Origin of the sequence: Streptococcus mitis, from assembly GCF_946188375.1 — a bacterium.
GTDB classification, from domain to species: domain Bacteria; phylum Bacillota; class Bacilli; order Lactobacillales; family Streptococcaceae; genus Streptococcus; species Streptococcus mitis_CX.
On sequence record NZ_CAMHUS010000007.1, the window covers coordinates 90,048 to 111,267 of the forward strand.

The 21,220-nt window shown below is 39.4% G+C and carries 20 protein-coding genes and 1 pseudogene; 20 read left to right on the top strand and 1 reads right to left on the bottom strand.

Annotated features, from left to right (window positions below; translation table 11 throughout):
• Window positions 1–111: 111 nt before the first annotated feature.
• From N8M16_RS07510 to ciaH, 13 genes and pseudogenes are all read left to right on the top strand, one after another.
• Entirely contained in the window at window positions 112–432 is a 321-nt protein-coding gene (locus tag N8M16_RS07510) for a PadR family transcriptional regulator (protein WP_000665422.1), read from the top strand.
• Window positions 433–435: 3 nt separating this feature from the next.
• On the top strand, window positions 436–1,251 hold the full coding sequence (locus N8M16_RS07515) for a hypothetical protein (protein WP_261069915.1): 816 nt from the start codon (window positions 436–438) through the stop codon (window positions 1,249–1,251).
• Between the two features lie 74 nt (window positions 1,252–1,325).
• Window positions 1,326–2,252, top strand: a complete 927-nt coding sequence (locus N8M16_RS07520) for an aldo/keto reductase (protein ID WP_261069916.1) — start codon at window positions 1,326–1,328, stop codon at window positions 2,250–2,252.
• 98 nt (window positions 2,253–2,350) lie between these two features.
• A complete protein-coding gene (locus N8M16_RS07525; RefSeq protein ID WP_000141913.1) occupies window positions 2,351–2,587 on the top strand; it encodes a DUF2829 domain-containing protein in 237 nt (78 codons plus the stop codon).
• Window positions 2,580–3,278 carry a 3-oxoacyl-ACP reductase gene (locus tag N8M16_RS07530; RefSeq protein WP_261011870.1) on the top strand — a complete coding sequence of 233 codons (699 nt, stop codon included), beginning with the start codon at window positions 2,580–2,582 and terminating at the stop codon, window positions 3,276–3,278. Before N8M16_RS07525 ends, N8M16_RS07530 begins: the two co-directional genes overlap by 8 nt.
• Before the next feature lie 36 nt (window positions 3,279–3,314).
• Window positions 3,315–3,650: a hypothetical protein gene (locus N8M16_RS07535; protein ID WP_261011871.1), complete on the top strand. Its 336-nt coding sequence runs from the start codon at window positions 3,315–3,317 to the stop codon at window positions 3,648–3,650.
• Window positions 3,651–3,668: 18 nt separating this feature from the next.
• Window positions 3,669–4,007: pseudogene (locus tag N8M16_RS07540) on the top strand (SMI1/KNR4 family protein); the annotation flags it as partial.
• Window positions 3,991–4,725 carry a GNAT family N-acetyltransferase gene (locus N8M16_RS07545; protein WP_261069917.1) on the top strand — a complete coding sequence of 245 codons (735 nt, stop codon included), beginning with the start codon at window positions 3,991–3,993 and terminating at the stop codon, window positions 4,723–4,725. The pseudogene N8M16_RS07540 and the gene N8M16_RS07545, both read left to right, overlap by 17 nt.
• 41 nt (window positions 4,726–4,766) lie before the next feature.
• Window positions 4,767–5,642, top strand: a complete 876-nt coding sequence (locus tag N8M16_RS07550) for a putative PEP-binding protein (protein ID WP_261069918.1) — start codon at window positions 4,767–4,769, stop codon at window positions 5,640–5,642.
• Window positions 5,611–6,051 carry an ASCH domain-containing protein gene (locus tag N8M16_RS07555; RefSeq protein ID WP_261069919.1) on the top strand — a complete coding sequence of 147 codons (441 nt, stop codon included), beginning with the start codon at window positions 5,611–5,613 and terminating at the stop codon, window positions 6,049–6,051. Before N8M16_RS07550 ends, N8M16_RS07555 begins: the two co-directional genes overlap by 32 nt.
• A gap of 122 nt (window positions 6,052–6,173) precedes the next feature.
• Window positions 6,174–8,720, top strand: a complete 2,547-nt coding sequence (locus N8M16_RS07560) for a M1 family metallopeptidase (RefSeq protein ID WP_261069920.1) — start codon at window positions 6,174–6,176, stop codon at window positions 8,718–8,720.
• A 108-nt stretch (window positions 8,721–8,828) separates the two neighbouring features.
• Window positions 8,829–9,503 carry a two-component system response regulator CiaR gene (ciaR, locus tag N8M16_RS07565; protein WP_060628534.1) on the top strand — a complete coding sequence of 225 codons (675 nt, stop codon included), beginning with the start codon at window positions 8,829–8,831 and terminating at the stop codon, window positions 9,501–9,503.
• On the top strand, window positions 9,493–10,827 hold the full coding sequence (ciaH, locus tag N8M16_RS07570; RefSeq protein WP_261069921.1) for a two-component system sensor histidine kinase CiaH: 1,335 nt from the start codon (window positions 9,493–9,495) through the stop codon (window positions 10,825–10,827). The genes ciaR and ciaH overlap by 11 nt, the downstream gene beginning before the upstream one ends.
• 33 nt (window positions 10,828–10,860) lie before the next feature.
• Here ciaH and N8M16_RS07575 read toward each other — a convergent pair whose 3' ends face one another.
• Complete coding sequence (locus N8M16_RS07575) at window positions 10,861–11,148, bottom strand: DUF3270 domain-containing protein (protein ID WP_084888426.1); 288 nt, start codon at window positions 11,146–11,148, stop codon at window positions 10,861–10,863.
• A 139-nt stretch (window positions 11,149–11,287) separates the two neighbouring features.
• On the opposite strand from N8M16_RS07575, the gene N8M16_RS07580 reads away from it, so the two are divergent.
• The 7 genes from N8M16_RS07580 (at window position 11,288) to ezrA (ending at window position 21,110) form a co-directional block, all read left to right on the top strand.
• Window positions 11,288–12,217: a peptidase U32 family protein gene (locus N8M16_RS07580; protein ID WP_261069922.1), complete on the top strand. Its 930-nt coding sequence runs from the start codon at window positions 11,288–11,290 to the stop codon at window positions 12,215–12,217.
• A 198-nt stretch (window positions 12,218–12,415) separates the two neighbouring features.
• On the top strand, window positions 12,416–14,866 hold the full coding sequence (locus N8M16_RS07585; protein WP_261069923.1) for a bifunctional DnaQ family exonuclease/ATP-dependent helicase: 2,451 nt from the start codon (window positions 12,416–12,418) through the stop codon (window positions 14,864–14,866).
• Between the two features lie 36 nt (window positions 14,867–14,902).
• Window positions 14,903–16,126: an FtsW/RodA/SpoVE family cell cycle protein gene (locus N8M16_RS07590; RefSeq protein WP_261069924.1), complete on the top strand. Its 1,224-nt coding sequence runs from the start codon at window positions 14,903–14,905 to the stop codon at window positions 16,124–16,126.
• A 10-nt stretch (window positions 16,127–16,136) separates the two neighbouring features.
• Window positions 16,137–16,691 carry a DJ-1 family glyoxalase III gene (locus N8M16_RS07595; protein WP_261069925.1) on the top strand — a complete coding sequence of 185 codons (555 nt, stop codon included), beginning with the start codon at window positions 16,137–16,139 and terminating at the stop codon, window positions 16,689–16,691.
• Window positions 16,692–16,776: 85 nt separating this feature from the next.
• Window positions 16,777–17,340 carry an HAD family hydrolase gene (locus tag N8M16_RS07600; RefSeq protein ID WP_261069930.1) on the top strand — a complete coding sequence of 188 codons (564 nt, stop codon included), beginning with the start codon at window positions 16,777–16,779 and terminating at the stop codon, window positions 17,338–17,340.
• A 14-nt stretch (window positions 17,341–17,354) separates the two neighbouring features.
• A complete protein-coding gene (gene gyrB / locus N8M16_RS07605) occupies window positions 17,355–19,301 on the top strand; it encodes a DNA topoisomerase (ATP-hydrolyzing) subunit B (RefSeq protein ID WP_261069926.1) in 1,947 nt (648 codons plus the stop codon).
• 81 nt (window positions 19,302–19,382) lie between these two features.
• Window positions 19,383–21,110, top strand: coding sequence for a septation ring formation regulator EzrA (gene ezrA, locus N8M16_RS07610; protein WP_261069927.1), 1,728 nt, complete (start codon window positions 19,383–19,385; stop codon window positions 21,108–21,110).
• Window positions 21,111–21,220 lie beyond the last annotated feature (110 nt).

Here is a 21,220-nt window from a genome sequence, read left to right on the forward strand (position 1 = left end):
GCTAGTTCTGTTTTTTTCTTTAACTATTATGCTTTACAAACTAGTGTGAAAATGGTATATTATAGGTGAAGTTACTAGTATGTATTACAAAATAGATAGAAGGGAGAAGTGATGAAAGAAACTCAACTATTAAAAGGTGTTCTTGAAGGTTGTGTCTTGGATATGATTGGTCAAAAAGAGCGGTATGGTTATGAGTTGGTTCAGACTTTGCGAGAGGCTGGATTTGACACTATCGTTCCAGGAACTATTTATCCTTTGTTGCAAAAGTTAGAAAAAAATCAATGGATAAGAGGCGACATGCGTCCGTCGCCAGATGGTCCAGATCGGAAGTATTTTTCGTTAACTAAAGAAGGAGAAGAGCGTGTCTCAGTCTTTTGGCAACAATGGGACGATTTGAGTCAAAAAGTAGAAGGAATTAAGAATGGAGGGTAAACCATGAAGAAAATGAAGTATTATGAAGAAACAAACGCTTTGCTGCATAAGTTTTCTGAGGAGAATCAGCAGTATTTTGAGGAACTGTGGGATAGTTTTAATCTTGCTGGATTTCTCTATGATGAGGACTATCTCAGAGAGCAGATTTATTTGATGATGTTAGATTTCTCAGAAGCAGAACGAGATGGCATGAGTGCAGAGGATTATTTAGGTAAGAATCCTAAAAAAATAATGAAAGAGATGCTCAAGGAAGCACCACGCAGTTCTATCAAGGAGTCCCTTTTGACGCCAATTTTTGTCCTAGCGATATTACGTTACTATCATCTACTGGGTGATTTTTCTAAAGGTTCTCTCTTAACAGTCAATTTGCTCACATTTTTAGGGCAACTTCTTCTTTTTCTGATTGGATTTGGACTTGTGGCCACAATCTTACGTTGGGGGCTAGTCCAAGATTCTCCTAAGATGAAAATTGGCACTTATATTGTCGTTGGAATTCTTGTTCTGCTAGTCGTTCTAGGATATGTAGGAATGGGAAGTTTCATACAAGAAGGAGCCTTTTATCTTCCTGCTCCCTGGGATAGTTTCCTTGTTTTTACGCTTTCTCTAGTCATCAGTATTTGGAATTGGAAAGAAGCGGTCTTTCGTCCCTTTGTCAGTATGATTGTTGCCCATCTTGTGGTAGGTTCTCTGCTTCGTTACTATGAGTGGATGGGAATTTCAAATGTTTTCCTTACAAAATTCATTCCTTTAGCTGTTCTTTTTATTGGTATTTTTCTCTTGTTCCGTGGGTTTAAGAAGATAAAATGGAGTGAAATATAGTCAAAAAGCCGTTGCAAAGCGGTTTTTTGTTATAATGAAGGGAAGAATGTTAGAAATTAAAGGAGACAAATTTGATGAGATACATAACTATTGGTCAAGATGACAAAGAATTATCAGAAATTGTTCTCGGAATGATGAGAATAGAAGATAAGTCTGTAAAAGAAGTTGAAGAGCTTGTAGAAACAGCACTGTCTGTTGGAATCAATGCTTTCGACTTGGCTGATATATATGGTCGTGGTCGTTGTGAAGAACTGTTAGGTCTTGTCCTAAAAAAACGTCCAGATTTAAGAGAAGAGATGTGGATTCAGTCAAAATGTGGCATTCGCATTGAAGAATTTACCTATTTTGATTTTTCTAAGGACTATATTATAAAATCAGTTGACGGAATTTTGCAAAGATTGAAGATTGATCATCTAGATAGCTTGCTCCTTCATCGACCAGATGCTTTGATGGAATCTGACCAAGTAGCAGAAGCCTTTGATCTCCTTTATAAACAAGGTAAGGTTCGAAATTTTGGAGTTTCTAATCAAAATCCTATGATGATGGAGTTACTTAAAAAAGATGTCAAGCAGCCGTTAGCTGTTAATCAGCTACAATTGAGTGCGGCTTTTACTCCAGGATTCGAATCAGGTTTTCATGTTAATATGGAAGATAGTCAAGCAGCTATGCGAGATGGCAGCATTTTTGAATATTGCAAATTACACGATGTGGTCATTCAAGCATGGTCTGTCTTACAATTCGGGTATTTTAAAGGGAACTTTGTTGGAAATGAGAAATTTCAAGCTTTGAATCAAGTACTTGACCGTTTAGCTTTTAAATATGGAGTAACTCCTTCAACTATTACCATTTCTTGGATATTGCGTTATCCAGCAAAAATGCAGGCAGTCGTAGGTACAACAAATCCTAAGCACTTGAGAGAAGTTAGCCAAGCGGCAAACTTTAGCTTAACAAGAAAAGAATGGTATGAAATTTATCTTGCAGCAGGGAATAATTTGCCGTAAGTAGAAGCAGATGTAAATAAATCACAGTCAAAAAGCCGTTTTAAAGCGGTTTTTTTGTTATAATGAAGGGGAGAATTATTGATATTAAAGGAGAAAACATGACATTTGAAGAAATTCTGCCTGGATTAAAGGCTAAGAAAAAATATGTACGAACTGGTTGGGGAGGTGCTGAAAACTATGTCCAACTTTTTGACACTATCGAGCAAAATGGGGTTGCACTTGAAGTGACACCTTATTTCCTAATCAACGTTTCTGGCGAAGGAGAAGGTTTTTCCATGTGGAGTCCGACACCTTGTGATGTTTTGGCGACGGATTGGGTAGAAGTGCATGACTAGACGTGTACTCATTACAGGAGTGAGTTCAGGTATCGGATTGGCTCAGGCTCGACTTTTTTTAGAGAAGGACTATCAAGTTTATGGAGTTGACCAAGGTGAAAATCCACTCTTAGAGGGTGATTTCCACTTTTTACAGAGAGATTTGACCTTGAACTTAGAGCCTATTTTTGACTGGTGTCCTCGGGTGGATGTTTTGTGCAATACTGCGGGAATTTTGGACGATTACAAACCACTTTTGGAACAGACAGCGCAGGAAATTCAAGAGATTTTTGAAATCAACTACGTTACTCCAGTAGAGTTGACTCGTCATTATTTGACACAAATGCTGGAGAATAAAAAAGGAATCATTATCAATATGTGCTCCATTGCTTCGAGTCTAGCAGGTGGAGGTGGTCACGCCTATACTTCTTCGAAGCACGCCTTGGCTGGATTTACCAAGCAGTTGGCTCTAGACTATGCAGAAGCTGGGATTCAGGTCTTTGGTATCGCTCCAGGAGCAGTCAAGACAGCTATGACCGCTGCCGACTTTGAACCAGGTGGCTTGGCTGACTGGGTGTCGAGTGAAACACCAATCAAGCGTTGGATTAAGCCAGAGGAAATAGCAGAGATTAGCCTTTTCTTAGCAAGTGGAAAAGCAAGCGCCATGCAGGGACAAATCCTGATGATTGATGGTGGCTGGAGCTTGAAGTAGCAGAGTTGCTATTTTGTAAATATGTGGAGGTGCGCCATGAAAAGAGATGAGTTTGGATTTGTCTTGCCCAATCTTTACTATCAGTTTTTAACAGAGTGGGAAGAGATTGACCCCTATGAAATTGGAGATACTGGTATCTGTTTGTATGCCAAAGAGGATCTAAAAGAGCGTAATGAAACTTATCAGATTGAGGAAGTAGAACCAGATTACTTTATGATTGGACAGGAAGGAGATTTGGCCTACTTTATCAAGAAAAATGCAGATGATTGCATTTATGAAAATGACTTAGGTGCTTTAGGATCCTTAGAAATGCAAAAAATTGCTGCAAATGTCTATGACTTTATTGATAAGAGTTTAGAGGAAGAGTTGTAAAACTGGTAGGGAGAAATCATGTTTAGAGTGCTAGATGCAGATTCACCGATTTCAAAAGAAGATTTTTTACAATTTGAGGAGATTCTTGGGAAGAAATTGCCAAAAACTATGTTGGACTTTTATCTCAAGCACAACGGTGGTCAACCCCAAGTAAGGGGTGTACACGATGATCGTCATCTCTTTCCTTTCAATTCCTTTGATTCACTTGATGAGATGAGGAAGTCTCTTACCTGGTTTGACGATGAGGCTATACCTGAAGGATTTAAGGCAACAGCCCTTCTTCATTTCGCCTATGATCCTGGATCTGGCAACTATGCTCTTTCACTAAGGGAAGAGGACTTTGGAAAGGTTTACTTCTAAGTTTTGGAAGAAAAATATGATTCTCTATGGTCTTAAATCTCAAATCGGAACTGTCTACCGAAACAGTGATAGGACAACAAGCTTTTATGATGTTGGGAATTTTCTATACCTAGCAGGGGAGTTGGATTCCAGATTTTGGGAAGATTTTGTTAGGAAATATGGTTTAGATTATAAGATTATTATTTCAGAAAATACCAATTGGCAAGATTTTCTGCATCGGAAAGTGGAGCTAAATTCTTTTACTCGCTATTCTTTTAAAGATAAGGCAAATTTTCAAGTTGAATTTTTAAATAATCTAGTTACTCATTTAGAGGAAGGTTGCAATATTGTGCCTATTGATAATCATATTTATAACTGCTTTTCTGAGGAAGAATGGTCACAAGATTTACAGGGGGATTTTGAGTCCTATCAGGATTTTGTTTTAAAAGGTGGATTTGGCTTTGTGATTCTTAAAAATAATGAACTGATTGCTGGGATTTCCTCAGGGTTAGTTTACCGTGGAGCAGTTGAAGTGGAAGTTGCAACTAGACCAAACGAACAAGGAAATGGATTTGCTAAAAAGCTTGGTGCTGCAATGATTCTAGAGAGTTTAAATAGAGATATGTTTCCACTTTGGGATGCTCATAACGAGGCTTCAAAAAAAGTAGCAGAATTTTTAGGATATGAGTTAGTTGAACCTTATGAAGCTTTTGAACTAGAGGAAAGTTTCATGTAGTGATATCTGATATTGTATCTTTTAAGACGAGGTGAATGGACATGAAAAACCAACTTGCTCTTAGTGGCGAAAAACTTGATGAAAAAGTTTACCCACAACTATTTCATCATGTTGGCATGATTCGTGGGGAATACTTGTTGAGAGAGCTTAATCAAAACATCATATTAGCAAGTTGTCAGCAATTTGTAAAAGATTATCTAGAGACTATCTGCTCCCTGTACTCAGATGAAGAAGTTTGGTATCGTTTTTCTGAATTAACGAATACAGAAGCTAATTGTCTAAAGGGGACTAAAGAGTATTTTGATGAAAATCATCCCTTATTTGGATATAGAGGAACTAGGCGTTTACTGGCGTGTCCGGATGAATTTCAGGCTGAAGCACATGTCGTTACAGAAGTTTATCAAACCAATCCCAATCTGTCTCTTATTTTTCCTTTTGTCAATGATGCCAACCAGTTAAAACAAGCTATTACAGTGTTGCGTCAGTATGGTTTTACTGGGAAAGTCGGCACGATGATTGAATTACCATCAGCGTATTTTGACTTAGATAGGATACTGGAAACGGGCATTTCAAAGATTGTAGTTGGAATGAATGATTTAACTTCTTTTGTTTTTGCGACTGTGAGAAACAGTCAATGGCATGATATGGAAAGTCCAATAATGTTAGCTATGCTAAGAGATATGCAGGATAAAGCAAGGATGAAAAAGATTGACTTTGCTGTAGCAGGCTATCTGAATGTTTCTTTCATACAAACAATGAATCAGATGGGTATCGAATGCATTCTCCATTACAGCTCTATTCCAGAGATTTTTGATTTAGAAATTGGCTATCCAGACCATCTCAAACATATAAAAGAAGAAAGTAAGAAATTACAAAGGAGCGCCCATGACACCGCAAGAAATGTGGAATGCATATAAGAAAATTAACCCCTCTATAGGAGATGAAATCGATGCTTGGGCTTTTGGAGTGGAAGCCGATCTCTTGGCAGATTTGGTTTTAAAAGGTGAAAAGATGGCAACTGCATCAGCTTACGACCTCTACGCACTAGAAGGTGAATCTCTTCCTCAAGAAGGGAGATTTGATGTCATTTTAGACAGTCAAAATCAGGCTGTCTGTATTGTCAAAATTACAAAGGTTTCTGTCCAGCCCTTCAATCAAGTTTCTGCTCAACATGCCTTTAAGGAAGGGGAAGGTGACAAATCCCTAGCCTATTGGCGTCAGGTTCATGAGGATTGTTTCGCCGAGTGGCTGAGAGAAGCAGGACTGACTTTTACACCTGAAAGCAAGGTTGTTTTAGAAGAATTTCGCAAGGTCTACCCACTGTAGACTATTAGAAGGAAGAAAGTTTTGGAAATCGCCGCCCAATCCTTTTTTCTTAAGCAAAACATGATATAATAAGTTTGTTTGAAGAAGAGCTCTAGCTCTTAAACTTAGAATAGGAGAAAACTATGCAAGCAGTTGAACATTTTATTAAGCAATTTGTTCCTGAACATTATGATTTATTTTTAGAATTGAGTCGTGAGACCAAGACTTTTTCAGGGAAGGTGACTATTAGTGGTCAAGCACAGAGTGACCGCATTTCCCTTCATCAAAAAGACTTGGAAATCGCTTCTGTAGAAATTTCAGATCAAGCTCGCCCATTCACAGTCGATCATGACAATGAAGCCCTTCATATTGAACTTGCGGAAGCAGGTCAAGTTGAAGTGGTTATCGCTTTCTCAGGAAAAATTACAGATAACATGACAGGAATTTACCCTTCTTATTACACAGTTGATGGAGTGAAGAAGGAAGTATTGTCTACTCAATTTGAGAGCCATTTTGCGCGCGAAGCCTTCCCATGTGTGGATGAGCCTGAAGCCAAGGCAACTTTTGATCTCTCTCTACGTTTTGACCAAGCAGAAGGTGAAGTGGCCTTGTCTAACATGCCTGAGATTGATGTGGAAAACCGCAAGGAAACAGGTATCTGGAAGTTTGAAACAACACCTCGCATGTCTTCTTACTTGTTAGCCTTTGTTGCGGGTGATTTGCAAGGTGTGACGGCTAAAACTAAAAACGGTACCCTTGTAGGTGTCTACTCAACCAAAGCTCACCCATTATCTAACCTTGATTTCTCACTGGACATCGCCGTTCGCTCCATCGAGTTTTACGAAGATTACTACGGAGTCAAATACCCAATCCCTCAATCTCTCCATATCGCCCTTCCTGACTTCTCAGCAGGTGCTATGGAAAACTGGGGTCTTGTGACCTACCGTGAAGTTTGCTTGGTTGTAGATGAGAACTCAACTTTTGCTAGTCGCCAACAAGTTGCCCTTGTTGTGGCACATGAATTGGCTCACCAATGGTTTGGCAATCTCGTTACTATGAAATGGTGGGATGACCTTTGGCTCAATGAAAGCTTTGCTAACATGATGGAATATGTCTGTGTGGATGCCATTGAGCCAAGCTGGAATATTTTTGAAGATTTCCAAACAGGTGGAGTGCCTCACGCTCTTGAACGCGATGCGACTGATGGAGTTCAGTCAGTTCACGTCGAAGTCAAACACCCAGATGAAATCAATACACTCTTTGACGGAGCTATCGTCTATGCCAAAGGAAGTCGCCTCATGCACATGCTTCGTCGTTGGCTGGGTGATGCCGATTTTGCCAAAGGTTTGCATGCCTACTTTGAAAAACATCAGTACAGCAATACAATTGGTCGTGATCTTTGGGATGCCCTTGGTCAAGCGTCTGGACGTGATGTCGCAGCCTTTATGGATTCTTGGTTGGAACAACCTGGTTACCCAGTTCTCACTGTCAAAGTTGAACATGATGTCTTGAAGATTTCACAAAAACAATTCTTCATCGGCGAGCACGAAGACAAGAACCGTCTCTGGGTTGTGCCACTAAACAGCAACTGGAAAGGTTTGCCTGATACACTCGAAACTGAAAGCATCGAAATCCCTGGCTACGCAGCCCTTCTTGCTGAAAATGATGGAGCTCTTCGTCTCAACACTGAAAATACAGCTCACTACATTACAGACTATCAAGGAGACTTGCTAGATGCTATTCTTGCTGACCTAGTTGAGCTTGATAATACAAGTAAACTGCAAATCGTCCAAGAACGTCGCTTGCTTGCTGAAGCAGGGCACATTTCTTATGCAGACTTGCTTCCAGTCCTTGATAAACTTGCTAAAGAAGAATCTTACCTTGTCGTTTCAGCTGTCTCTCAAGTAATTTCTGCCCTTGAGCGCTTTATCGATGAAGGAACAGAAGCTGAAAGAGCCTTCAAAGCCTTGGTTGCTAAATTGGCTCGTCACAACTATAACCGTCTTGGTTTTGAAGCTAAAGACGGAGAATCAGATGAGGATGAATTGGTTCGTCAGTTGGCTGTTTCTATGATGATTCGCTCAAATGATGCAGAAGCTAGTCAAGTCGCTAGCCAAATCTTCGCGGCTCACAAGGAGAATCTTGCAGGACTTCCAGCAGCTATTCGCTCACAAGTTCTGATCAATGAGATGAAACATCATGAGACTAAAGACTTGTTAGCACTTTATCTTGATACTTATACTCATGCAACAGATGCTGTCTTTAAACGTCAGTTGGCAGCTGCTCTTGCCTATAGTAAAGATGCGGACAATATCCAAACTTTGATTGCTGCTTGGAAGGACAAATTTGTGGTGAAACCACAGGACTTGTCTGCTTGGTATTACCAATTCCTAGCTCACCAAGCAACTCAGGAAACAGCTTGGTCTTGGGCGCGTGAAAACTGGGCTTGGATTAAGGCAGCCCTTGGAGGAGATATGAGCTTTGATAGCTTTGTTATCCTTCCTGCACACGTATTTAAGACTCAGAAACGCTTGGCAGAGTACAAGGAATTCTTTGAACCGCAACTTTCTGACCTTGCTCTTAGCCGTAACATCGGTATGGGAATCAAAGAAATTGCAGCGCGTGTTGACTTGATTAACCGTGAAAAAGCTGCAGTGGAAGTAGTCGTTCTTCAATACGGAAACGCATAAATAAGCCCAAAATAAAAAGAAAACTCAGCTATCTCATGTAAAATGCAGAGAGTTGAGTTTTTTTTAAGGCAAATTTGGTATAATGGTTTTAATAAGGAGGAGTTTCTCATGATAAAAATCTTATTGGTTGAGGATGACCTAGGCCTGTCAAATTCGGTATTTGACTTTTTAGACGATTTTGCGGATGTCATGCAGGTATTTGATGGGGAAGAAGGTCTCTACGAAGCTGAGAGTGGCGTCTATGACTTGATTTTGCTTGATTTGATGTTGCCTGAAAAAAATGGCTTCCAAGTCTTGAAAGAATTGCGTGAAAAGGGGATTATGACTCCAGTTCTGATCATGACTGCCAAGGAAAGTTTGGATGATAAGGGACATGGATTTGAACTGGGAGCAGATGATTATCTGACCAAACCTTTCTACTTAGAAGAACTCAAAATGCGGATTCAAGCCCTTCTCAAACGTTCAGGTAAGTTTAATGAAAATACCTTGACTTATGGAAATATTGTAGTTAATTTGTCAACAAATACTGTTAAGGTTGAAGATACTCCTGTCGAATTGCTGGGCAAAGAGTTCGATTTACTAGTTTATTTCCTTCAAAATCAAAATGTTATTTTGCCTAAGACTCAGATTTTTGATCGTCTATGGGGATTTGATAGTGATACAACGATTTCGGTTGTCGAAGTCTATGTTTCAAAAGTCCGTAAGAAATTAAAAGGAACCACTTTTGCAGAGAATTTGCAAACCTTGCGCAGTGTTGGGTATATTTTAAAAGATGTTCAGTAAACTAAAAAAAACATGGTATGCGGATGACTTTAGTTATTTTATCCGCAACTTTGGTGTCTTCACTCTGATTTTCTCTGCCATGACTCTGATTATTTTACAGGTCATGCACTCGAGTCTTTATACTTCGGTGGATGATAAGCTTCATGGGCTGAGTGAAAATCCTCAAGCAGTTATTCAGCTTGCTGTAAATAGGGCAACAGAAGAGATTAAAGATTTAGAGAATGCCGCTACAGATACTAGTAAGACTGAGGTGAAGCCCAATGTCAGCTCCAATACGGAGGTCATTCTCTTTGATAAGAATTTTACCCAGCTTCTTTCTGGAAACCGATTTTTGGGATTGGATAAGATTAAGTTAGAGAAAAAAGAACTAGGACATATCTATCAGATTCAAGTTTTTAATAGCTATGGACAAGAAGAAATCTATCGCATGATTTTGATGGAAACGAATATCAGTTCGGTTTCAACCAATATCAAGTATGCAGCTGTCTTGATTAATACCAGTCAGTTGGAGCAAGCCAGTCAAAAGCATGAGCAATTGATTGTGATTGTGATGGCAAGTTTCTGGATTTTGTCTTTGCTTGCCAGTCTCTATCTAGCTAGAGTCAGTGTTCGTCCTCTGCTTGAGAGTATGCAGAAGCAACAGTCCTTTGTTGAAAATGCCAGTCATGAGTTACGAACTCCACTCGCAGTTTTGCAAAATCGCTTAGAGACCCTTTTCCGTAAGCCAGAAGCTACCATTATGGATGTGAGTGAAAGCATTGCATCGAGTTTGGAAGAAGTCCGAAATATGCGGTTTTTGACGACAAACTTGTTGAATTTAGCTCGGAGAGATGATGGAATTAAGCCGGAACTTGCAGAAGTTCCAACCAGTTTTTTCAATACGACTTTCACAAACTATGAGATGATTGCTTCTGAAAATGACCGTGTCTTTCGTTTTGAAAATCGCATCCATCGAACGATTGTCACAGATCAACTTTTACTAAAACAACTGATGACCATCCTATTTGATAATGCTATCAAATATACTGAGGAGGATGGTGAGATTGATTTTATGATTTCAGCGACTGATCGTAATCTTTATTTGCTAGTTTCCGACAATGGAGTCGGTATTTCAGCAGAAGATAAGAAGAAAATTTTTGATCGTTTTTATCGAGTGGACAAGGCTAGAACCCGTCAAAAAGGTGGTTTTGGTTTAGGATTATCCCTAGCCAAGCAAATTGTAGATGCCCTAAAAGGAACCATTACTGTTAAAGATAATAAACCAAAGGGAACAATCTTTGAAGTGAAGATTGCCATCCATACACCATCTAAAAAGAAAAAATAAAAATATCGCTCCAGACGGGGCGATATTTTGGATTTATCTTCTACGTTTTCGTTTGATAATAAAGCGCTGAACTTTTAAAACAAGTAAGCTGGATCCGATTGCTGCGGCAAATGCAAGAGCAGGCGATAATTTTAATGCTAAAAAGATAAAACTAAAGATAGCAATACAGATACAAAAAACAGCGATATTAACAAAAAATAGGATTTCCTTGAGATTGGCATCAGATTGCGCTTCAGGTATATAATCTTGATAGCGAGGAACCTGCTGGCTTAATTCTTCTTGATAGTCTACCTCATAGGATTGTAATTTTCTTACGGGCATTATTCTCTCCTTAACAGTACATACCTATTTTATCATTTTTTCAGCAGAGAATTATTACAGAAAGGTTACAATAAGAATAAAGTCCCTTTTCATTTTTAAAGAATGGCTGATTTTCCAGAAATGTGGTATAATTTTCCTTATGAAAAAGATTATCATTACAGCAACTGCTGAAAGTATTGAACAAGTTAAACAACTGCTCGAAGCTGGCGTAGATCGTATCTATGTCGGTGAGAAAGATTTTGGCCTTCGTCTGCCAACGACCTTTAGTTATGACCAATTGCGTGAAATCTCTAAGTTGGTTCATGAAGCTGGTAAGGAATTGATTGTTGCAGTCAATGCCCTCATGCATCAAGACATGATGGATCGTATCAAGCCTTTCCTCGATTTCTTGGAAGAAATCAAGACAGACTACATTACGATTGGGGATGCAGGTGTCTTTTACGTGGTCAACCGCGATGGTTATTCCTTTAAGACCATCTATGATGCTTCAACTATGGTGACAAGCAGTCGTCAGATTAACTTCTGGGGACAAAAAGCTGGCGCATCTGAGGCTGTTTTGGCGCGTGAAATTCCATCTGCTGAACTTTTCAAAATGCCAGAGATTTTGGAAATTCCTGCTGAAGTTTTGGTTTACGGAGCTAGCGTTATCCATCATTCTAAACGTCCGCTCTTGCAAAATTACTATAACTTTACGCACATCGATGATGAAAAGACGCGCAAGCGTGATCTCTTCTTGGCTGAGCCAAGTGACCCAGAGAGTCACTATTCCATTTTTGAAGATAATCATGGAACCCACATTTTTGCCAACAATGACCTTGATTTGATGACAAAATTGACAGAATTGGTAGAGCATGGTTTTACTCACTGGAAATTAGAAGGTCTCTATACACCTGGTCAGAACTTTGTTGAGATTGCAAAACTCTTTATCCAGGCACGTAGCTTGATTCAAGAGGGCAGCTTTAGCCATGACCAAGCTTTCTTGCTGGATGAGGAAGTACGCAAGTTACACCCTAAAAACCGTTTCCTTGACACAGGATTTTATGACTACGATCCTGACATGGTTAAATAAAGTAAATGGATAGTTGAGAGAAGGAAGATGCAAACATTTCTTCTCTCAATTTTTCTTATTCTCCAATATTTTCAAAAAATAAGTAGGCTAGGATGCTCTGTTTACTGGGATTTTTCAGAAAAGTGACCTTCTCGAGTTTGAAAATTATCCTATGTTTGCAGGTGCCAAATGGCCCTTTTTTTGGTATAATTTTTTATAATGAAAACGATTGGTAATCGCTATGTTGTGGTTGATTTAGAGGCAACTAGCACAGGTAGTAAGGCTAAAATTATCCAAGTGGGAATTGTAGTGATTGAGGACGGAAAAATCGTCGATCACTATACGACAGATGTCAATCCACATGAACCCTTAGATGCTCATATCAAAGAACTGACAGGATTGACAGACCAACGTCTGGCGCAAGCACCTGATTTTTCGCAAGTTACCAGAAAAATCTTTGACTTGGTGAAGGATGGGATTTTTGTAGCCCATAATGTTCAGTTTGATGCCAATCTCTTGGCGGAAAATTTATTTTTTGAAGGCTATGAACTAAGAAATCCTCGTGTTGACACGGTCGAATTGGCCCAGGTCTTTTTCCCTGAACTGGAAAAATATAGTTTGCCGATTTTGTGTCAGGAATTAGGAATTCCTTTAAAACACGCCCACACAGCCCTTTCAGATGCCCAAGCTACAGCGGAATTACTTCTTTTTTTACGAGAAAAGATGGCCCAACTTCCTAAAGGACTCTTGGAACGCTTGCTGGAAATGGCTGACGCCCTCTTATATGAGTCCTACCTGGTTATTGAAGAAATTTATCGCAGCCAATCTATCCTGAGTTCTCCAGACTTGGTCGAAGTTCAAGGACTGTATTTCAAGAAAACTGGAGCTCCCCTGGAGCCACGAAAACTATCTCAAGATTTTTCTAAGAATATTTCTCTGTTGAACCTTGAAGTGAGGGAGAATCAAGAAAATTTTGCTAAAGAGGTTGGCTTGCTATTGAAAGATGAGCCTGTCTCTCTGATTCAAGCGCCGACAGGGATTGGGAAAACCTATGGCTATCTCTTACCTGCTTTGTCCCAAGTGGAAAATCGTCAGATTGTCCTTAGTGTTCCGACAAAGATTCTTCAAAATCAAATTATGGAAGAAGAAGGTAAACGTCTCAAGGAAGTATTCCATACAGATATTCATTCTTTAAAGGGGCCTCAAAATTACCTGAAGTTGGATGCCTTTTATCGTTCCTTGCAGGAAAATGCTGAAAATCGCTTATTTAGACGCTTTAAAATGCAACTCTTGGTCTGGTTGACAGAGACAGAAACCGGGGATTTGGATGAAATTGGTCAACTCTACCGTTACCAACATTTTCTAAGAGATCTTCGTCATGATGGGAATTTATCGTCCAAGAGCTTATTTATGACGGAAGATTTCTGGAAACGTAGTCAAGAAAGAGCAGAGACTTGCAAGCTCTTAGTGACCAATCATGCCTATCTTGTAACCAGACTTGAAGATAATCCTGAATTTGTCAGCGACCGTTTATTGATTATTGATGAAGTTCAAAAAATTTTGTTGGCCCTAGAAAATCTGCTTCAACATACCTACGATATCCAGTCTATTATTGATTTAGTTGATAAGGCTTTGGCAGGAGAAGAAAACAGAATTCAACAACGAATACTAGAAAGTATTCGCTTTGAGTGTCTCTATTTGATAGAACAATTTCAATCTGGCAAATCTAGGAAAAATATCTTAGATTCTCTGGCCAATCTCCACCAGTATTTTTCAGAATTAGAGGTAGAAGGCTTTGAGGAACTGGTTCGCTATTTTACGGCTGAAGGTGATTACTGGCTTGAAGCAACTGAAACGAGTCAAAAGAAAATTCAGATTTCTTCTACAAAATCAGGCCGTATTCTTCTATCTTCTTTAGTGCCTGATTCATGTCAAGTCTTGGGAGTGTCGGCTACTCTTGAGATTAGTCAGAGAGTTTCTTTGGCAGACCTGTTAGGCTATCCCGAAGCTAAATTTGTTAAGATTGAAGCTGGTAAAAAACAGGATCAAGAAGTGGTCTTGGTCAAAGATTTTCCCCTGGTAACAGAAACCTCCTTAGAAGTCTACGCCAAAGAGGTAACTGATTTGCTGATGGATGTTCAAGATTTCCAGCAACCTATTTTAGTTCTCTTTACTGCTAAAGACATGCTTCTAGCAGTGTCGGATTTACTTCCAGTTAGCCACTTGGCCCAGTATAAAAATGGGGATGTTCATCAACTGAAGAAACGCTTTGAAAAAGGTGAACAACAAATCCTGCTAGGTGCAGCAAGTTTCTGGGAGGGAGTTGATTTTTCAAGTCATTCTTTTGTGATTCAAATTGTACCAAGACTTCCTTTCCAAAACCCCCAAGAACCCTTGACGAAAAAGATCAATCAGGAACTAATTCAAGAAGGGAAAAATGCCTTTTATGATTATCAATTGCCAATGGCCATTATTCGTTTAAAACAGGCTTTGGGAAGAAGTATAAGACGCGAACACCAACGTTCCTTAACCCTTGTTTTGGATAGGAGAATTGTCGGAAAGCGATATGGCAAACAGATAGTAGCATCTCTAGCAAAAGAAGAGACTGTTAAAGCTATCACTCAATCCGAAGTTGATGAGACTCTTGATAGATTTTTAAATGAACTTTGATAAATAGTATAGTATGAAAGTATAAGGTTAGTACATATGAAACGTTCTCTCGACTCTAGAGTCGATTATAGTTTGCTCCTGCCAGTATTTTTCCTACTGGTTATCGGCGTGGTAGCTATTTATATAGCTGTTAGTCATGATTATCCAAATAATATTCTGCCCATTTTAGGGCAGCAGGTCGCCTGGATCGCCTTGGGGCTTGTGATTGGTTTTGTGGTCATGCTCTTTAATACTGAATTTCTTTGGAAGGTGACACCCTTTCTATATATTTTAGGCTTGGGACTTATGGTTTTACCGATTGTCTTTTATAATCCAAGCTTAGTTGCATCAACGGGTGCCAAAAACTGGGTATCGGTAAATGGTGTTACCTTGTTCCAACCGTCAGAATTTATGAAGATATCCTATATCCTCATGTTGGCTCGTGTGATTGTCCAGTTTACCAAAAAACATAAGGAATGGAGACGCACAGTTCCGCTGGACTTCTTGTTGATTTTCTGGATGATTCTCTTTACCATTCCAGTCCTAGTTCTTTTGGCACTTCAAAGTGACTTGGGGACGGCCTTAGTTTTTGTGGCTATTTTCTCAGGAATCGTTTTATTATCGGGCGTTTCTTGGAAAATTATTATCCCAGTATTTGTGACTGCTGTAACAGGAATTGCTGGTTTTCTAGCCATCTTTATCAGCAAGGACGGTCGGGCTTTTCTCCATCAACTGGGCATGCCGACCTACCAAATCAATCGTATCTTGGCTTGGCTTAATCCATTTGACTTTGCCCAAACAACTACTTACCAACAGGCTCAAGGACAGATTGCCATTGGAAGCGGTGGCTTATTTGGTCAAGGATTTAATGCTTCGAATCTGCTTATTCCAGTTAGAGAGTCGGATATGATTTTCACGGTCATTGCAGAAGATTTTGGCTTTATTGGCTCTGTCCTTGTTATCGCCCTTTATCTCATGCTGATTTACCGTATGTTGAAGATTACTCTTAGATCAAATAACCAGTTCTACACCTATATTTCCACAGGTTTGATTATGATGTTGCTCTTCCATATCTTTGAGAATATCGGTGCGGTGACTGGCTTGCTTCCTTTGACTGGAATTCCCTTGCCTTTCATTTCGCAAGGGGGATCGGCTATTATCAGTAACTTGATCGGTGTTGGCTTGCTTTTATCGATGAGTTATCAGACAAACCTAGCTGAAGAAAAGAGCGGAAAAGTGCCATTCAAGCGGAAAAAGGTTGTATTAAAACGAATTAAATAAGGAGAAAATCATGGTTAAAGTAGCCGTTATGTTAGCTCAGGGATTTGAAGAAATTGAAGCTTTGACAGTTGTGGATGTCTTGCGTCGTGCCAATATCACTTGTGATATGGTAGGATTTGAAGAGCAAGTGACAGGTTCGCATGCAATCCAAGTCAGAGCAGATCGTGTCTTTGATGGTGATTTATCAGACTATGACATGATTGTCCTTCCTGGCGGCATGCCTGGTTCTGCACATTTGCGTGACAATCAGGCCTTGATTCAAGAGTTGCAAAGCTTTGAGCAAGAAGGAAAAAAACTAGCAGCCATTTGTGCAGCGCCAATTGCCCTCAATCGAGCAGGTGTATTGAAAAACAAGAAGTTTACTTGTTATGATGGTGTTCAAGAGCAAATCCTTGATGGTCAATACGTTAAGGAAACAGTAGTGGTAGATGGTCATTTGACAACCAGTCGAGGTCCCTCGACAGCTCTTGCCTTTGCCTACGAGTTGGTAGAGCAATTAGGAGGAGACGCAGAGAGTTTACGAACAGGAATGCTCTATCGAGATGTCTTTGGTAAAAATCAATAAAACGGGAGTCAACCTCTCGTTTTTTTATGTGGAAAACTCAGGGAAATCATCGCTTTTTTAACGAAAAAATGGTATAATGAAAGCTATGAAATATCACGATTACATCTGGGATTTAGGTGGAACTTTACTGGATAATTATGAAACTTCAACAGCTGCATTTGTTGAAACATTGGCACTATATGGCATCACACAAGACCATGACAGCGTCTATCAAGCTTTAAAGGTTTCTACTGATTTTGCGATTGAGACATTCGCTCCCAACTTAGATCATTTTTTAGAAAAATACAAGGAAAATGAAGCCAGAGAGCTTGAACACCCGATTTTATTTGAAGGAGTTTCTGACTTATTGGAAGACATTTCAAATCAAGGTGGGCGTCATTTCTTGGTTTCTCACAGAAATGATCAGGTCTTGGAAATTTTAGAAAAAACCTCTATAGCTGCCTACTTTACAGAGGTGGTCACTTCTAGCTCAGGCTTTAAGAGAAAACCGGATCCTGAGTCCATGATTTATTTAAGAGAAAAGTATCAGATCAGCTCTGGTCTTGTCATTGGTGACCGACCGATTGATATTGAAGCAGGTCAAGCTGCTGGACTGGATACCCACTTGTTTACCAGTATCGTGAATTTAAGACAAGTATTAGACATGTAAGAAAAAGGAATAAGATGACAGAAGAAATCAAAAATCTGCAGGCACAAGATTATGATGCCAGTCAAATTCAAGTTTTAGAGGGCTTAGAGGCTGTTCGTATGCGTCCAGGGATGTATATCGGGTCAACCTCAAAAGAAGGTCTTCACCATCTAGTCTGGGAAATTGTTGATAACTCAATTGACGAAGCTTTGGCAGGATTTGCCAGCCATATTCAAGTCTTCATTGAGCCAGATAATTCGATCACTGTTGTTGATGATGGGCGTGGGATTCCAGTCGATATTCAGGAAAAAACAGGTCGACCTGCCGTTGAGACTGTCTTTACTGTCCTTCATGCTGGAGGAAAATTTGGCGGTGGTGGATACAAGGTTTCAGGTGGTCTTCACGGAGTGGGGTCATCAGTAGTTAATGCTCTTTCCACTCAATTAGACGTTCATGTCCACAAAAACGGTAAGATTCACTACCAAGAATACTGTCGTGGTCATGTTGTCGCAGACCTTGAGGTGGTTGGGGATACAGATAGAACTGGAACAACAGTTCACTTCACACCGGACCCAGAAATCTTCACTGAAACAACAACCTTTGATTTTGATAAATTAAATAAACGGATTCAAGAGTTAGCCTTTCTAAATCGCGGTCTTCAAATCTCCATCACAGATAAGCGCGAGGGTCTTGAACAAACCAAGCATTACCACTATGAAGGTGGGATTGCTAGTTACGTTGAATATATCAACGAGAACAAGGATGTGATTTTTGATACACCAATCTACACAGATGGTGAGATGGATGATATTACCGTTGAAGTAGCCATGCAGTACACAACGGGTTACCATGAGAATGTCATGAGTTTCGCCAATAACATTCACACCCATGAAGGTGGTACGCATGAACAAGGTTTCCGTACGGCACTAACTCGTGTTATCAACGATTATGCTCGCAAAAATAAGTTGCTGAAAGACAATGAAGACAATCTGACAGGGGAAGATGTCCGTGAAGGCTTAACTGCAGTTATCTCAGTTAAACACCCAAATCCACAGTTTGAAGGACAAACCAAGACCAAACTGGGGAACAGCGAAGTAGTCAAGATTACCAATCGTCTTTTCAGTGATGCCTTCTCTGATTTCCTCATGGAAAATCCACAGATCGCCAAGCGCATCGTAGAAAAAGGGATTTTAGCTGCTAAGGCTCGTGTGGCTGCTAAGCGTGCGCGTGAAGTTACCCGTAAAAAATCTGGCTTGGAAATTTCCAACCTTCCAGGGAAATTAGCAGACTGTTCTTCTAACAATCCTGCGGAAACAGAACTCTTTATCGTCGAAGGAGACTCAGCGGGTGGATCAGCCAAATCTGGTCGTAACCGTGAGTTCCAGGCTATCCTTCCAATTCGCGGTAAGATTTTGAACGTTGAAAAAGCAAGTATGGATAAGATTCTTGCTAATGAAGAAATTCGTAGTCTTTTCACAGCGATGGGAACTGGATTTGGTGCAGAATTCGATGTTTCAAAAGCCCGTTACCAAAAGCTCGTTTTGATGACCGATGCCGATGTCGATGGAGCCCATATTCGTACTCTTCTTCTAACCTTGATTTATCGTTATATGAAACCAATACTAGAAGCTGGTTATGTTTATATTGCCCAACCTCCAATCTATGGTGTCAAGGTTGGAAGCGAGATTAAAGAATATATCCAGCCAGGAGCGGATCAAGAAATTAAACTCCAAGAAGCCTTGGCCCGCCATAGTGAAGGACGTGCCAAACCAACCATTCAGCGTTATAAAGGTTTGGGTGAAATGGATGATCACCAGTTGTGGGAAACAACCATGGATCCCGAACATCGCTTAATGGCAAGAGTTTCTGTGGACGATGCTGCAGAAGCAGATAAAATCTTTGATATGTTGATGGGGGATCGAGTAGAGCCTCGTCGTGAATTTATCGAAGAAAATGCCGTCTATAGTACACTTGATGTCTAAAAAATCGGGAGAAGTAGTTCCCTTGGTCTAAAAAATATGATATAATCATTACGATTGTTTCAAGTTAAAAAGGAGTTTAATATGTCTGGTAGTCTAGTAGTATATCTTATAATTGCAATTGCAATTATATTGCTGATTTCATATGCTATAGCAATTTATGTACGGAAACGTAATGAAAGTAAATTAGCAATTTTAGAAGAGAAAAAAGAAGAGCTGTACAATCTTCCAGTTAATGATGAAGTTGAAGCTGTAAAAAATATGCACTTGATTGGACAAAGTCAAGTGACTTTCCGTGAATGGAACCAAAAATGGGTTGACCTATCTCTTAACTCTTTTGCCGATATCGAAAATAATCTTTTCGAGGCAGAAGGTTATAACAATTCATTCCGTTTTTTTAAGGCTAGTCATCAAATTGACCAAATCGAGAGCCAAATTACCTTGATTGAAGAAGATATTGCGGCAATTCGCAATGCCTTGGCAGATTTGGAGAAACAAGAATCTAAAAACAGCGGTCGTGTTCCTCATACATTGGACTTATTTGAAGAGCTTCAGCATAGGGTTGCCGATCATTCAGAAGAATATGGTCAAGGTTTATCTGAAATCGAAAAACAATTGGAAAATATCCAATCAGAGTTTTCTCAGTTTGTAACTTTAAATTCGTCAGGTGACCCAGTAGAAGCTGCTGTGATTTTGGATAATGCTGAAAATCATATCTTGGCTTTGACTCACATTGTTGACCGCTTGCCAGCAATTGTAAAAACATTATCTAAAGAGCTACCTGATCAATTGGAAGACTTGGAAGATGGTTACCGTAAGCTTTTAGATGCTAACTATCATTTTGCTGAAACGGATATTGAATCTCGCTTCCAATTGCTTTATGAATCTTTGAAGAAAAACCACGAAAATATTGCACAATTAGAGTTGGATAATGCTGAGTATGAAAATACTCAAGTTCAAGAAGAAATCAATTCACTCTATGATATCTTTACACGAGAAATCGCTGCTCAAAAAGTAGTAGAAGGCTTAGTTGCAACTCTTCCTACATATTTGAAACACATGAAAGATAGTAATGCTGTTTTAGTGGAAGATATTCAACGATTGAGTAACAATTACCTACTATCTGAAACGGATGTTAGTCATGTTCATAGATTACAAGCTGAGTTAGAATCTTTAGAAGAATCTGTATTGGAACTAACTTCTGAACAAGAGGAACATTCTGAACCTTATTCATTCCTTGAAGAACGTTTGGAAAACTTACAAGCTACTTTGAAGGAAATTGAAGATGAACAAGTTGAGGTTAGTCAACGTCTTGCTCAGATTGAAAAAGATGATATCAATGCTCGCCAGAAGGCAAATGTTTATGTTAATCGTCTTCACACAATTAAGAGATATATGGAAAAACGCAATCTTCCAGGTATTCCTCAGAATTTCTTACAGTTGTTCTTTACAGCAAGTAACCATACTGAAGAGTTGATGGCTGAACTAGAAGAAGCTCGGGTCAATATAGAAGCTGTGAACCGGATGCTTGAAATTGCAACAAATGATATAGAAGCACTTGAAGAAGAAACCTATAATATTGTTCAATATGCAACGTTGACAGAACAATTGCTACAGTATTCGAACCGTTACCGCTCATTTGATGAACGAATTCAAGAAGCCTTTAATGAATCATTAGAAATTTTTGAAAAAGAATTTGATTATCATGCTTCATTTGATAAGATTTCGCAAGCTTTGGAAGTTGCAGAACCAGGTGTAACCAACCGTTTTGTCACTTCATACGAAAAAACACGTGAGACGATTCGTTTCTAACATAATAAAAAAGATTTGGTTCTGTGGTAAGCATGTACTGACCCCAAAAAGTTAGACAATTAATTTAAGCAAAGGATTTAGTTCTGTATTGTACAGGGCTAAGTCCTTTT